The organism is Brevibacillus gelatini, from assembly GCF_050920745.1.
GTDB lineage: Bacteria > Bacillota > Bacilli > Brevibacillales > Brevibacillaceae > Brevibacillus > Brevibacillus gelatini.
In genome coordinates this window covers 962,666-976,266 of record NZ_CP154342.1, presented here as the reverse complement: position 1 = coordinate 976,266, position 13,601 = coordinate 962,666, and the positions used below count along the sequence as shown (strand labels likewise).

At 52.9% G+C, this 13,601-nt stretch carries 12 protein-coding genes; 4 read left to right on the top strand and 8 right to left on the bottom strand.

What is annotated here, in order from left to right:
* Positions 1-5 precede the first annotated feature (5 nt).
* The 6 genes from hmpA to AAFJ72_RS05040 form a co-directional block, all read right to left on the bottom strand.
* Positions 6-1,223 (bottom strand): NO-inducible flavohemoprotein, encoded by a 1,218-nt coding sequence (gene hmpA / locus AAFJ72_RS05065; RefSeq protein ID WP_122904388.1) that lies wholly within the window; start codon positions 1,221-1,223, stop codon positions 6-8.
* A 157-nt stretch (positions 1,224-1,380) separates the two neighbouring features.
* On the bottom strand, positions 1,381-1,914 hold the full coding sequence (gene mobB, locus AAFJ72_RS05060) for a molybdopterin-guanine dinucleotide biosynthesis protein B (protein ID WP_432776290.1): 534 nt from the start codon (positions 1,912-1,914) through the stop codon (positions 1,381-1,383).
* 3 nt (positions 1,915-1,917) lie between these two features.
* Positions 1,918-3,177: a molybdopterin molybdotransferase MoeA gene (locus AAFJ72_RS05055; RefSeq protein WP_432776289.1), complete on the bottom strand. Its 1,260-nt coding sequence runs from the start codon at positions 3,175-3,177 to the stop codon at positions 1,918-1,920.
* A gap of 44 nt (positions 3,178-3,221) precedes the next feature.
* Positions 3,222-5,570, bottom strand: coding sequence for an FdhF/YdeP family oxidoreductase (locus AAFJ72_RS05050; RefSeq protein WP_432776288.1), 2,349 nt, complete (start codon positions 5,568-5,570; stop codon positions 3,222-3,224).
* 194 nt (positions 5,571-5,764) lie between these two features.
* Entirely contained in the window at positions 5,765-6,130 is a 366-nt protein-coding gene (locus tag AAFJ72_RS05045; RefSeq protein WP_122904392.1) for a DUF2294 domain-containing protein, read from the bottom strand.
* Between the two features lie 52 nt (positions 6,131-6,182).
* Positions 6,183-7,457, bottom strand: coding sequence for an L-lactate MFS transporter (locus tag AAFJ72_RS05040; RefSeq protein ID WP_122904401.1), 1,275 nt, complete (start codon positions 7,455-7,457; stop codon positions 6,183-6,185).
* 440 nt (positions 7,458-7,897) lie between these two features.
* Between AAFJ72_RS05040 and fdhD the strand changes: the two genes are divergently transcribed.
* Positions 7,898-8,695: a formate dehydrogenase accessory sulfurtransferase FdhD gene (fdhD, locus tag AAFJ72_RS05035; protein WP_122904393.1), complete on the top strand. Its 798-nt coding sequence runs from the start codon at positions 7,898-7,900 to the stop codon at positions 8,693-8,695.
* 28 nt (positions 8,696-8,723) lie between these two features.
* Here fdhD and mobA read toward each other — a convergent pair whose 3' ends face one another.
* A complete protein-coding gene (mobA, locus tag AAFJ72_RS05030) occupies positions 8,724-9,344 on the bottom strand; it encodes a molybdenum cofactor guanylyltransferase (protein ID WP_122904394.1) in 621 nt (206 codons plus the stop codon).
* 111 nt (positions 9,345-9,455) lie between these two features.
* Between mobA and AAFJ72_RS05025 the strand changes: the two genes are divergently transcribed.
* Complete coding sequence (locus AAFJ72_RS05025) at positions 9,456-9,893, top strand: Dps family protein (RefSeq protein ID WP_432777149.1); 438 nt, start codon at positions 9,456-9,458, stop codon at positions 9,891-9,893.
* A 102-nt stretch (positions 9,894-9,995) separates the two neighbouring features.
* On the opposite strand, the gene AAFJ72_RS05020 is transcribed toward AAFJ72_RS05025, so the two are convergent.
* Positions 9,996-10,460, bottom strand: coding sequence for a hypothetical protein (locus tag AAFJ72_RS05020; protein WP_432776287.1), 465 nt, complete (start codon positions 10,458-10,460; stop codon positions 9,996-9,998).
* A 172-nt stretch (positions 10,461-10,632) separates the two neighbouring features.
* Between AAFJ72_RS05020 and AAFJ72_RS05015 the strand changes: the two genes are divergently transcribed.
* Positions 10,633-11,400, top strand: a complete 768-nt coding sequence (locus AAFJ72_RS05015) for a sulfite exporter TauE/SafE family protein (protein ID WP_432776286.1) — start codon at positions 10,633-10,635, stop codon at positions 11,398-11,400.
* A 443-nt stretch (positions 11,401-11,843) separates the two neighbouring features.
* Entirely contained in the window at positions 11,844-13,523 is a 1,680-nt protein-coding gene (locus AAFJ72_RS05010) for a methyl-accepting chemotaxis protein (protein ID WP_432776285.1), read from the top strand.
* The last annotated feature ends 78 nt before the right edge of the window (positions 13,524-13,601 follow it).

Below are 13,601 nucleotides of genomic sequence, written 5' to 3'. Positions count from 1 at the left end.
CTGGCCTACTCCAATGTTCCGGCAGGGCCGAAAAACTCAAAGTGAATGTCCTGTGCAGGCACTCCCCATTCTTTCAGCGCACGGTTGATCGTTTTCATGAAAGGAACAGGGCCACAGAAATAGAAGCTGGCGTTTTTGTCGGCAATGAGGCTTTGCAGCCAAGGCAAATCGATGTAGCCCTCTTTGTGAAAGGCTTGCGCTGCCCGATCCTGCTCGGTTGGCTTTTCATAGCACCAGAACGCTTTTACTTGCGGATGCAGGGCAGCGAGTTCCTCCACACTGTCTCTCATCGCATGCACATTGCCGTTTCGTGCCGCGTGAATGAAAGTAACCGGACGATTTGGCGCTGTTTTCACCAGCGTTTTCAGCATGCTCATCATCGGTGTCAGGCCTACGCCGCCACTGATGAGCACGACAGGTCTGTCATCCTGCTGGTCCAGCGTGAAGTCGCCTGCTGGCGCGGACAGAAGCAACGTATCTCCTTCGTTGACATGCTCCCACAAGTAGACGGAGACTTTTCCGGCAGGCTTGTCGTCAATCGCATCCTCCCGTTTGACGGAAATGCGGTAGTACGGATTGCCCGGCGCGTCAGAGAGGCTGTATTGGCGAATGTGCGTATATTCTTCCCCCGGAATATCCATCTTGACGCTGATATACTGCCCCGGCTCGTAGCTTGCAATCTCTTTTCCATCCTTTGGCACCAGGTAAAAGGATGTGATGACGTCGCTTTCTTTCACTTTACGCTGCACGACAAACTCCCGGAAGTCTGCCCAACCGCCTGGCTGCCCCTCTGCCTTGTCGTACATTTCGGCTTCCACGCTGATAAACGCGTCTGCGATCACGCCATATGCTTCTGCCCAAGCCTGGATGATTTCGTCTGTCGCGGCATCCCCCAGCACTTCCTTGATCGCACCGAGCAAGTTTTCCCCGACAATCGGATAATGCTCCGGCTTGATCCCCAGGCTGCGGTGCTTGTGCCCGATCTGTTTTACAACCGGCAAAATATTTTCCAGATGGTCAATGTGCAGCGCAGCCGCATACACCGCATTGGCCAGCGCCGTTTGCTGCCTGCCTTGTTTTTGGTTAGCATGGTTGAAAACGTTCAACAACTCTGGATGGTTGGCGAACATCCGTTGATAAAAACGTTTTGTTATCGCTGTCCCGTGCACTTCCAGTACAGGCACGGTGGATTTGATAATGTCGATCGTTTTTTGGTTCAACATAGTGGCCCTCCTCGAAAATTCAACGTGTGATTTATGTCACTAGTGTACCGGAGCAAAGCTTTGACCCCCTGTGATTGTAATCACAGGAAAAAGAAACGATTTGTGACAACAAAAAAGACCATCCCTCGTCTTGGCCGGGATGATCTTTTTGCGGTTTCTATGAAAATGTTTGCGGCGCTTCCTCTATCCGTTTTTTCACGAACAGGGCGATGCCGTCTATGTCGTCTATGTGAAAGCAGGGCAGCTCCGCTTGCTTCTGCTCGCCCCAGCTCACCACTCCGACCAGGTTGGACACGGACTGGAGCAAGGCAGCGTCTTCCGGTCGCCGCAGCAGCACGAGCTTGGGATAACCCTCCCGCTTGAAACCTTCCACGAGAACGAGTTCCGCTCCGGCGGCTGCCAGACGATGTACGAGCACAGAGAGCTCTTGCGGACGCTGCTCGACAATCGCCGTCTTCGTCTGGGAGGTGATCGCCACGAGCGAAGCCCCTGCCTCGCGATAGCGCCACGTATCTTTTCCAGGCTGGTCCCATTCGAAATCGTGGCCGCCATCGTGCTTGATGACGCCCACCCGCACGCCTGCGCCCTCCAGCAGAGGGATGAGCTTCGTCAACAGCGTCGTCTTGCCGCTGTTGGCGTAACCGACGATTTGCAGTACACAAGGCTTTTTGCAAAGCTTCCATGGCTCCATTCGCTACCCTTCCTTCCTCCAGGTCGGGGCCGCATGCGTCAAAACCTCGACCAGCTCTCCTGCCTGCTTGCCGCTTCCGCCCGGCGGAATGACGATGAAGCATTCACTGTCCTTGAGCGTTCCGAGATTGCCCGCCTTTTCATTGAAATCGGGCATTGCCAAAAGCACGCCGTCTTGTTCCAAGAGCCTGCCGCGCAAATAGCGCGGGTACGGACACGGCTTTTCATAGGAGACAGCCAGTCTCGCCCGGATCATGCGCGGGACTGCCTCTGCCGCACCGGAAAGGCGCCGGATCGCCGTGCGGGCGAACAGCTCAAAGCCAAGGAAACAGGCTCCCGGATTTCCCGAAAGCGCCAAATAAGGCTTTCCTCCCACGAGCATGCTGGTCGTCGGACTGCCCGGTCGCATTGCTACCCGGTTGAACAAAAGCTCCACATCCGGCTCGTTCGTCAGGAGCGCGATCACATCGAAATCGCCCACGGACACGCCGCCGCTGGAGATGAGGAGATCGACCTGCTGCATGTATTCGCTGATTTTTTGCTTCGCCACGGCGAGTTCATCAGGCAGGCCGGAAAAGCAAACAGAGATGCCCCCCGCCTCGGCAATGAGCGCGGTCAGCATCACCGTATTGCTGTTGCGGATTTTTCCCGGAACGAGCGGCTCGTCAATGCCCAACAGCTCGCTGCCCGTCGCCAAAAGACCCACCCGCGGCCTGCGAAAAACATCGACCTGTGCATAGCCGAACGCGGCCAGACTGGCAATCGTCCCCGCGTTGATCCGCTCGCCAGCCTTGGCAATCACCGTTCCTTTGGCCATCTCCTCGCCGCGGCGGGAGACATTTTCCCCCGGACGCAGCGCCCGCTTGATCCAGACGGTTTCGGCGTGCTCGCCAGGGTTTTGCGTTTGCTCAAACATAATCACGGCATCGGCACCTTCCGGCAGCATCGCTCCGGTCATAATCCGCGCAGCGCAGCCTTCCGTTACTGCCCGGCTCGGCACCTGCCCCGCTGCTACTGTCTCGATTACCCGCAAGGCGAGCGGACTGGCAACAGAGGCTCCGACTGTATCTGCCGCCCTTAAGGCAAAGCCGTCCAGCGGCGAGCGATCAAAGTGCGGCAGATCATGCGTTGCGTACAAATCGCAAGCCAAAATTCGCCCGTACGCCTCCCCGATGTGCACCTGTTCTGTTTCCAGCGAAGGCAAAACTGACAGCCACTTGCCCAATGCTTCCTCTACCGAGACTGTTTGTCGCGCAAAACGCATGGTTTGTTCCTCCTCATCCTGACCGCCCGTCACGCCGCTTTTGGTCAGCCGACGCTTACTTCCAGATCTTCAATCGGTTTTTCCTTGTATTTCAAATCTTTATTGGCAGTGAAGGAATCCGCTTTTTCAATCTTGACGGCCGTATTGTATTCCGGGATACCCGCGAAGGTTTCGTACACGCCTTTTGGAATCAGCACGTTTCCTTCCGGCCAGTACACCTGGATGTTTCCTCTTTTCGTATCCGCAAACTTGGCGCGTCCCTGGAAAGTACCATAGCTATTATACACGACAATGCTCTCGCCTTCCGCAATGCGCAACTCCCGCGCGTCCTGCGGATTGATTAAAATATCGTAGCGATCTGCATTGTTGAACGGGTCCTTGTTGCTGTAGATCATCGAGTTGAACTGTTTGCCCCGGCGGGTTGTCACGTAAAAATGCCCTTCCGGCTTGTCAAGCTCCGGAATCTCAATCGGCAGCAGATTCGCCCGGCCGTCCGGCGTAGGACAGACCCCGTCCTCGCACAGCCAGGCCCCTCCCCATTGAAACACATCGCCGCGCTTTTTCAAATGCTGGATGCCGTCGTAGTTCGGATTCGCCTTGGCGATTTCCGCGCGAATTTCCTCGGCACTGGAAAAATGCATGAGATGCTTTTTCTCCGGATTCACGCGTGCAGCCAGGTCCACGTAAATCTGCCACTCGGCCCGCGCCTCAGCAATCCGTGGCCCCTCGATCTCGGCGCTAAAGTACACCATCCGCTCCGTACTGGTCGACGTGCCGCCGCCCGGCTGCTCGTAGCGCGTCATCGCCGGCAGGACGATGACCTCTTCCTTGGCATCGACGAGGGTAGACGTGTTGAAAATGATGTCCTGATGGACGCGCAGCTCGACATTCTCCAAACATTTTTCCATGAAGTCAGGATCAGGCATCGTCTCCAGGAAGTTGCCGCCGCTCGTGTAAAACAGCCGCGTCTTGCGCTCGTGTCCATCTGGCAGCAGGGCGTTTTCCAGCGAGATGCCGACAATATCGCCCTGCCATTTCGGGATCGGGAACTTCCACAGCTGTTCGATTCTCGTCCAGTTCTTTTCGTCAAAATCGCCGCCAGGCAAGCTGAACGGGTCCGCTCCCATCTCCCCGGAGCCTTGCACGCCGGAGTGGCCGCGAATCGGCATCACGCCGCAGTTCTTCCGGCCCAAAAAGCCGCGCAGGATCGCCAGGTTGGCTACAGAGGAAATGTTGTCCGTGCCAAAGCGGTGCTGGGTCAGCCCCATGCTCCAGACAAAGACACCCGACCTGGCATTGGCGAGCAAAAGCGCAAATTCCTTTAGCCGTTCCCTGCTCAAGCCGGACGATTGCTCGATTTTCTCCCACGGCAGAGCCATGACATGCCCGCGCAGCTCGTCAAAGCCGTTCGCATGCTCCCTGACAAACTCGTGATTGATCGCCGAGCCCGGATTGGCCTCTTCCATCTCAAACCAGTGCTTCATCACACCGTTCATGAAGGCGATGTCGCCGCCGATGTTGACCTGGTAAAAATCGTCCGCGAGCTTCGTACCGAACAAGGCGCTCTCCGGCACCGACGGAATCCAGTATTTTTCCATCGCCGGTTCCTTGTACGGGTTTATCAGGATGATCTTCGTTCCCGCTTTTTTGGCCGCGTACATGTACTTCGTGGAGACAGGCTGGTTGTTGGCCGGAACCGAGCCGAAGAAAACGAGCACATCCGTGCCGATCCAGTCCTTGTAGTTGCAGCTCGACGCCCCGATGCCAAGCGACCGCTTCAAGGCTGTCTTGCTCGGCGAGTGGCAAATGCGGGAGGCGTTGTCGATGTTGTTCGTCCCCAAAAAGCGGGCCATTTTTGCCGCCGTATAGTACACCTCGTTCGTAATTCCCCGCGCCGTCAGGAAAAAGGCGAGCTGCTTCGGACTGATCCCCTTGATTTTGTTCGCAATCCGGTCCAGCGCGTCATTCCAGCTGATTCGCGTAAATTTGTTCTCACCCGGCTTGCGCGACAGCGGGTATGGGATTCTGCCCAGCTTGCGCAGCTGTACGCTGGACATCTTTTTCAGAGCGCTTACATCTTCGAGCCATTTGTCTTCCATCGCCGGCATTGTATTGAGACGCAGCACGTTCAGGCGGGTCGTGCACAAATGCGGGCCTGTCAATGTCTGGTCGTACAAGCCGGATACACCGAGTGCGCAGCCGTCGCAAACACCCTGGGTCAAAATCCGATACGCATAGCCCAGATTGTCCCGGTTGTCATACACGACCTTCATCGTGTCGATGATGTGATGCGGCTTGATTTTGCCGAGTCCCATAGGCATCATGGAAGCCCACAAGGAAGGCTTCAGCGACGTATCCAATTTTACTGGTCCGCTATGTTTTGTCTTGCCCATCTGCTTTTTCGCTCCTCTCTTGTCATCCGTCCGCTAGACTAAAAAACCACCATGAAACCGTCCCTGATCCCCAAAGGAAGAGAGCGCGTTCACGGTGGTTGTCTCCGGCAGGTTCGCTACCTAGTCTCAACGTCGTGTTTGCTTGCGAGGTCCGCTTGTCTAACCGGTGAACAGGAACGCTGCTTCGCTTAGACTTACGGTTCGTTTTTCCACTTTTTCTCGATGTCCTGATCGAACACAAAGATGGACATCCCAAAATCACGTTCGATGTCAATGTCGACGAACAAGTCGACGAGTTTCGCCCCCAGAAACGCCTCCATCTCAACGGGCCGGTGTTTCCGGTACATCTCCTTGACCATTTCGGTTCTGGCAGCTCGCAGTGTCTGTCTTCCATCTTCCGAAGTGGCGATAAACTTTTCCACTGGCGAAAGATTGCCTTCCATTTCGCAGATCGCCCAGTTTTTGCAAAAGGTGGTGCTGATCTTGCTCGGTCCCTTTCCCATATGGCGCTTTCGGAAAGCTCTGACCAGGTTACTGAACTCTGCTTCGAACTTATTCATCGGCGTTACTCACCTTTACTCCACTCATTCTCTACTAAAACTTTACCATTGATTAACTAGCCAATTCAACAGACTTTTCTCTTTGTTTCGCTTCTTCCTTCAATTTTCTAATATCCACCCGGATTAAGAGGGAAATGATGAAGGCGACAATAAACATCGCGGCGAACACGCTCATCGTTCCTGTGTAGCTTTGCGTCGCCTCGCGTACCCACGCGGCAAAGATCGGCCCGGCCAGCCCTGCCGCCGCCCATGCGGTCAGGATGTAGCCGTGAATCGCCCCAAGCTGCCTTGTGCCAAACAGGTCGCCAATGTAGGCCGGAATCGACGCGAAGCCGCCCCCGTAGCAGGTCATGATAATGAACATCGCAATCATGAACAGCACCGGACTATTTATGTTCGGCAACAGGAAAAACAGCACCATCTGGATCGCGAAAAACGCCGTATACGTATTCGCCCGTCCGATGTAGTCAGACAGCGACGCCCAGCCGATCCGTCCCCCGCCGTTGAACAGGCCGTTTAGCCCCACCATCAAGGCAGCGGTCTGCACAGACATGCCGACCATTTCCTGCGCCATCGGGGAGGCGACAGAAATGACAGCGATCCCGCATGTCACGTTGATGAACAGCATCAGCCACAGCCAGTAAAAACGGCGCGTCTTGATCGCTTCGTTGGCAGTAAGCTGGCACAAGTCTTTTTTGATTTGCTTGTCGCCTGCTCCCTCGGCAGTCGAAAATCCTGCGGGAACCCAGTCTTTTGGCGGCGGAGACAAATATTGCGCAGATGCAAACATGACACCGAAATAAATGATGCCTAAAATGTAAAAGGTATTCGCGATTCCGACACTCTCAATCAGCGCGTTCATGATCGGGCTGGCAATCATCGAAGCGAAGCCAAAGCCCATGATCGCAAGTCCGGTCGCCAATCCGCGGCGATCCGGAAACCATTTCACAAGCGTGGACACCGGAGTAATATACCCGACACCAAGCCCGATTCCGCCCAGCACGCCGTAGCATATGTACAGCAGCGGCAGACTGGCAAGCTGGATGGCCAGCCCGGAACCGACGATCCCGACGCCGAAAAAGAGCGAGGCCAGCGTTCCGGCTTTTCGCGGCCCATGCTTCTCCACGTAATGTCCGAGAAAGGCGGCAGACAGCCCGAGAAACAAAATGGCGATACTGAAGGTGAACTGCACATCCGGCAGATCCCAGCCGAACTGCTGGGTAATCGGCTTCGTAAATACGCTCCACGCGTACACCGATCCAATCGAGATATGAATCCCGACCGCAGCCAGCGCAATCAGCCAACGGTTCTTCACTTGTTGCTCCATCATGTTCATCTCCTTTAAAATGGTTTTGTTCGGAATGCCGCCCAATCACTGGTGCGCCACTCCCAAAGCAAAAGAAAAACTGCCGATTTCATCGACACCCCCTGCTTGTTTCCGTCTGTCTATACGGAAACAAAGCAAAGGCATCAATGAAACACAGCAGTTAATCATCAGCAGGAACGCTACATCAGCATCAACAAGCACGTGCCCATCGTATTTAATTGGCGTTTTTCGAAAGCGAGAGATTCGGTGACAGGTTCGCTGTTCCGTGTCTTTTCGCTCTGTACGCACAATAAATTACTGAAAGTCGAAAATTTTATGACACTTTTTTCCTTACATAGTATACTACCATGTAAGCGCTCTCTCGACAACATTTTCTCTGTCAAAATCTGTTCACAACTGCTTGTCTATTCTCAAAGCACTACATAAGACAGGAGGTTCACATGTCAGAACTGAGCAAAACAACCCGTCGGCGCGTCTTGAAGGTTGCAGCAGACCAGCACAACTGGGAAGACGATGAGATCGTCACAGAGTACCCGCTCACGATTTTTCTCAATGACGAAGAGTTCGCGACCGTCGTCTGCACCCCGGCCGATCTGGATGAGATGGTGATCGGATTTCTCGCGGCGGAGGGAGCGATCCAGGGCTACGAAGAGATCAAGCAAATCACGATTGATGAAGCAAAAGGACTGGCCTATGTAGACCTGCACAAGCAGACAATCCTGTCCCAAAGCTTTTACTCCAAGCGCAGAATTACGTCCTGCTGCGGCAAAAGCAGGCAGTCTTTCTACTTTTTCAGCGATGCCCGCACAGCAAAACCAGCCAGCGGCACCATCTCCGCCACCTTTGCCCAATGCATCAAGCTCATGGACGAGCTGCAAGCCTCCTCCGTCATCCATCGGCAGACAGGCGGCGTTCACAACGCGGCTCTGTGCACCCCCGACCAGGTCCTCTTGCAATACTCGGATATTGGACGCCACAATGCACTGGACAAAATTTACGGGAAGTGCCTGCGGGATCACATTTCGACCACGGACAAAATTCTCGTATTCAGCGGACGCCTCTCGTCTGAGGTTTTGTTGAAAGCCGCCAAAATCGGCGCAGGCATTATCCTGTCCAAATCGGCTCCAACGGACCTTGCCCTGCAGCTGGCAGAGGAGCTGCAAATCACCGCTGTCGGATTCATCCGCGAAAACAAAATGAATGTATACACGCATCCGGAGCGGATTATTTTGCCCTAGATGCGCTTCAGCAAAAAACAGGACATGCCTACTGCTGTCCTGTTTTTCTTCGCTTTTCCTCGCGAATGGCCATATCGTACTCTTCCGGTGTGTTCACATTGAACAGCGCCCACGGGTCGAGCCAGCCGTCCGGCACCTCCAGGACGAACAGCTGGCGAATCGTATTCATCAGCCGCAGGTCGCCTTGTTCCAGCGCGTTTTCCCAGCGGGGTTGTGTACTTTTGCGATACAAGGCGCACAGCGGATGAATCCGCCCCTGTGCAGTAGGAATAACCGCGTCCCAGCCGTCTTTTCCGGCGGCGTAGGCAAGCAGGCTTGCCATCTGCGTCCGGTCCATAAACGGCAGGTCGCAGGAGAGCACGAGCAGCACGTCCTCCGCACATAGACGAAAAGCCGTTACGAGGCCGCTCACAGGTCCCGCAGACGGCACCAGGTCTGGCGTCACGCTCACACCGTCTTGTTCGGCAAGCTCAGCAGGAATGCGTTCAGGCTCGTTGGACACGATCAGGCAAGGCAGCCCCATAGCCAAAATTTCTTTTCCCATCTCCGTCAAAAAAGTGCCTTCGCGCCATGGTAGCTGGTCTTTCGGGACGCCCATCCGGCTGCTTTTTCCTCCAGCCAAAATGACCGCGTGTACGCTTGGCTGCATAAACATCTCCTGCCGTCCCTTCAATATTTTCATGCGAGAGTTGACAATAGTAATTATTAGTTTATAATAATTATAAACAAGAAATCATTTTAAAAAGGAGCGGTTATCATGATGGAAAACAACGTGTTTCAAGTATTGAATAAACAAGTGGCAAACTGGACGGTTCTGTACACAAAGCTGCACAACTTCCACTGGAATGTAAAAGGCCCGCACTTTTTCACCCTGCACGCAAAGTTCGAGGAGCTTTACAACGAAGCCGCGGCGCATATGGATGCTTTGGCCGAGCGCGTGCTGGCCATCGGCGGCAAGCCGACAGGTACGCTCAGCGCAGTTTTGCGCACAGCAAGCATCACGGAAGCAACCGGTAACGAAACAGCCGAACAAATGGTGGAAGCTATCGTCCGTGACTTCACGATTCTCGTCGACGAACTGAAGCTCGGGATCGAAGCTGCCGAGCAGGCAGGCGATGAAGCTACCGCAGACATGCTCCTGGAAATTCGCAGCGGTCTGGAAAAACACATTTGGATGCTCAACGCGTTCCTGCAATAACAGTCTGTCCGGCTCAATCAAATACAAAGGGGCGATCGTGCTTGCACGTCGCCTTTTTGTTGTGGAATCATGTGTCCTCCCCGGACGGGCAAGCCGTACTTTCTATGCCAGTGAAAAAACAAGTTTCCGTCCATCTTTTTCTACTTTTACCTGCGGCAAAAACTTCAATGATTTTTGTACGCCAATGTAAGGGCTGGCAAACTCGATGTCGTGCCTTTCCTTCAACACCAGGCAGAGATCGGCCAGGGTCATTGGAGACATGCTTTCTCGCAGGATGTTCTCAATGTAATTGGCCACTTCCTGATAATTGTGACGAATGTGGGTCTTCCTTACCTTGATCCGCTTGACCATGTCTTCCGGAAGCTCCTCCGTTGCCACCGCTACTTCTTCCGACTGCTGAATTACGTCCACGCCTACCTGGTCATCCATTTCCCGAATCCTGTTCAGAAGCTGCTTGATTTCTGCTCCGAGCTGCTTGTCCTGATCTACGTATTGTCGGCGCAGAGCCATTCGCTGCTCCAACGTGGCCTGCAGAGTCATCTGCAACGCTTTTCGCTCATTAAACATTTCGCTATGTATTCCCCTTTTCACAAAAAGTTAAATTTTGTGTAATTATAAATTCCATGATAATATAATTCGTCCCCCATGAAAACGGGAAATTTAGGCTCACAAACGATGGGCAGCCGCTTATCTTAGTGTTAGATGTTCAATCTCAAGCAACAAGGAAAGGATGCACGGGATGGACTATCATCTAACGATTGTTGGTCTTTTGGTAGGCTTTCTTGTCGGCCTCACCGGAGTAGGTGGCGCTGCCCTGCTGACCCCGATCCTGATCTTTTTGGGCATCCAGCCAACCGTTGCCGTAGGCACTGATCTGGCGTACAACGCCATCACGAAAATTTTCGGCACATGGCAGCATTGGCGGCAAAAAACCGTTCACTTTCCTATCGTGCTGTACTTTGCGCTGGGCAGCATTCCAAGCGCCATCGCAGCCGTCCATGTCATGAACTGGATTCAGCTTTACGTCGCTTCCGCCGATCAGATTTTCAAAAAGATACTTGGCTTCGCCTTGATCCTCATACCGCTCGCCATGCTGGTCAAAAGCTTGCTGAACCGCCGCAATCCCCAGCTCAATTCCTGGCAGCAAAAAACCGTCTCCCAAAAGCGCTTTGTGCTGATTGGCATCGGTGCCTTTCTCGGCTTTCTCGTCGGTCTGACCTCAATTGGCAGCGGCTCGCTGTTCGCAATCGCCCTGATGCACCTTTTTGCCATCTCGGGAAAAGAAGTAGTCGGTACCGACATCGCGCACGCCTTTTTCCTGACCACCGCCGCCGGACTCGCTCACATGAGCTTCGGTACAGTTGATTTGTCCATCGTCGTACAGCTACTGCTCGGCTCGATCCCCGGCGTGCTCATCGGCAGCAGGCTCTCCTGCAAAGTGCCGACCGTCTTTTTGCGCTGGGTAATTTCGATTGTGATTATGATTAGCGGGATGAAAATAATATGATGCTTCTTGCAGCTTGAAAAACGCTGTTGTATCGACGCAACAGCGTTTTTTATTTTTCCAAAAAGCGGAATATCATCCCGGATTCAGATAAACCAGTGGATACATCTCGTTGTTTTTCTTTAGATGTGACCAGACTTCATCGTTCTTCCAGCGTGTGCCCTGTTGCCAGCGGTGTGTTTGGCAATCGAAAGGTGCCGTATTTTACAGCAATCTTTTTTCATCAATATTCAATAAAAAGTAATTTTATTCATACATAGGTTTCACCGGGGGCATCTCTGGGTATGAATTGTTACGAGGGCCTGCCAATGGCTTCGTGACGGCTGACAAGTCCCCTCCATGTCTAACCCAGTAAAAGCTTGTGCTACTATTTTTCCATGCATCCATGATGTATACCAGCAAAAATGATTCTCAAAACTTATTTTCTATTAATTGGGGGGTACTACATGAAATGGACAATTAGAAAGAAAATTATCGGGGGATTTTTAACTGTCGCTCTCCTTCTGGTGATTGTGAGTGGATTTTCTTTTTACTCTCTCGATAGCGTAGACAACTCGTACACGGATCTGTTGGACAGAAGGGCGCAAATCGTCATCAACGTCAAGAGTATTCAGGTACATGCTACGCAGATGAACAGCAGTTTGAGAGACTACCTCCTTACACAAAGTGCAGAAGCCACGCAAAAAATGAACGATGCCAGCAAGCAATTATCTGAATTGGCATCCGCCACTCTAGCAATCTCCCTGACCCAGGAAACACAGGGGGCATTGAACAATATTCTGTCCTTAAACAAGCAACACGACGAGGTAAGAAATCGAATTTCCTCGATGAGCAAAGAGCAGGCCCTGGCGATTGCCAACACCACGTTGATTCCCCTTTCCAGGGACATTCTAGCAGTAGCGGACGAAATTAATGAGCGAGAGCAAAAACGATTGACGCAAGACTCGCAAGACATCACCATTCTGGTACAGGATGTAGTCAATACAGGGGTCATTATCAATGCTTTTGCCGTCATCCTGGCGCTTTTCATTGGCTATTTTGTTTCAAGGCTGATTGCGAGACCAATCGCATTACTCTCGGCCAACGCAGAAAAAATTGCTGCGCTAGACCTGACAGTTGAAGATATTCATGTAAAGAACAAAGATGAGATCGGGGAACTGGCCCTTTCCTTTAATGCGATGAAAACCAATTTGCGCAACCTGATCCATCATGTGGGAACCAATGCCGAACAGGTTGCCGCATCGGCAGAAGAGCTAACAGCAAGTGCTGAACAAACAAGCAGAGCCACAGAGCAAGTTGCTTCCATCATGCAGCAAGTAGCCTCAGGCTCCGAGCAACAAGCCTCCAGCGTCGACCAGAGTGCCCAGACTGTTAACGCGATGGCACAAGAAGTGGAAAACATTGCGTCCAACGCTCAGAAAGTATCCGATTCCGCTGTACAAGCATCTCAAATGGCGGCGGATGGAAGACAGTCGATCCAAAGCGCTAACCATCAGATGGGATCTATTCACACCAAAGTGAATGACCTGGCCGATGTCATCATAGAACTGGGCAATCGTTCCGATGAAATCGGGCAAATTGTTCAAGTGATTACCGACATTGCTTCGCAAACGAATTTGTTGGCGTTGAACGCAGCCATTGAAGCGGCACGGGCAGGTGAGCATGGCAGAGGATTTGCCGTCGTTGCAGAGGAAGTACGCAAACTGGCGGAACAATCGGCTGGGTCCGCCAATAAAATCAACGACTTGATTTCGCTGATCCGTGAACAGATGGAAAAAGCGCTCGTGTCCATGGATCAGGTGAAAGACGAAGTGAGCGAAGGTATGGTAGTAGGTGCCCAGGCAGGAACGTCCTTCGAGCACATCCAGCGTTCCGTGGATGACGTCGCTGTTCAGATTCAGGAGGTATCAGCCGGTGCGCAGCGAGTCGCAGCGTCTATGGAAGAAATCGTGCAATCTGTCACAGCCATACGGGAAGTCGCGAGAGAAACAGCCGCAGGAACCCAAAATGTTTCTGCAGCTACAGAAGAGCAATTGGCCTCTATGGAAGAAATCTCTTCGTCAGCCTTGGCGTTGTCTAAGATGTCTGAGGAACTTCAGAAGATCATTTCGAATTTTAAGGTTTAATCAAAGAGTCATGTATTCTTGCTGGGTTGATGGATAAATAGGATGGTATGAGGGGAGAAAGGTTCGACGGGGCTGTCT

Excerpts from the sequence above, each read along its gene's own strand:
- hmpA (WP_122904388.1), bottom strand. The coding sequence starts at position 1,223 with ATGTTGAACCAAAAAACGATCGACATTATCAAATCCACCGTGCCTGTA.
- mobB (WP_432776290.1), bottom strand. The coding sequence starts at position 1,914 with ATGGAGCCATGGAAGCTTTGCAAAAAGCCTTGTGTACTGCAAATCGTC.
- AAFJ72_RS05055 (WP_432776289.1), bottom strand. The coding sequence starts at position 3,177 with ATGCGTTTTGCGCGACAAACAGTCTCGGTAGAGGAAGCATTGGGCAAG.
- AAFJ72_RS05050 (WP_432776288.1), bottom strand. The coding sequence starts at position 5,570 with ATGGGCAAGACAAAACATAGCGGACCAGTAAAATTGGATACGTCGCTG.
- AAFJ72_RS05045 (WP_122904392.1), bottom strand. The coding sequence starts at position 6,130 with ATGAATAAGTTCGAAGCAGAGTTCAGTAACCTGGTCAGAGCTTTCCGA.
- AAFJ72_RS05040 (WP_122904401.1), bottom strand. The coding sequence starts at position 7,457 with ATGGAGCAACAAGTGAAGAACCGTTGGCTGATTGCGCTGGCTGCGGTC.
- fdhD (WP_122904393.1), top strand. The coding sequence starts at position 7,898 with ATGTCAGAACTGAGCAAAACAACCCGTCGGCGCGTCTTGAAGGTTGCA.
- mobA (WP_122904394.1), bottom strand. The coding sequence starts at position 9,344 with ATGCAGCCAAGCGTACACGCGGTCATTTTGGCTGGAGGAAAAAGCAGC.
- AAFJ72_RS05025 (WP_432777149.1), top strand. The coding sequence starts at position 9,456 with ATGGAAAACAACGTGTTTCAAGTATTGAATAAACAAGTGGCAAACTGG.
- AAFJ72_RS05020 (WP_432776287.1), bottom strand. The coding sequence starts at position 10,460 with ATGTTTAATGAGCGAAAAGCGTTGCAGATGACTCTGCAGGCCACGTTG.
- AAFJ72_RS05015 (WP_432776286.1), top strand. The coding sequence starts at position 10,633 with ATGGACTATCATCTAACGATTGTTGGTCTTTTGGTAGGCTTTCTTGTC.
- AAFJ72_RS05010 (WP_432776285.1), top strand. The coding sequence starts at position 11,844 with ATGAAATGGACAATTAGAAAGAAAATTATCGGGGGATTTTTAACTGTC.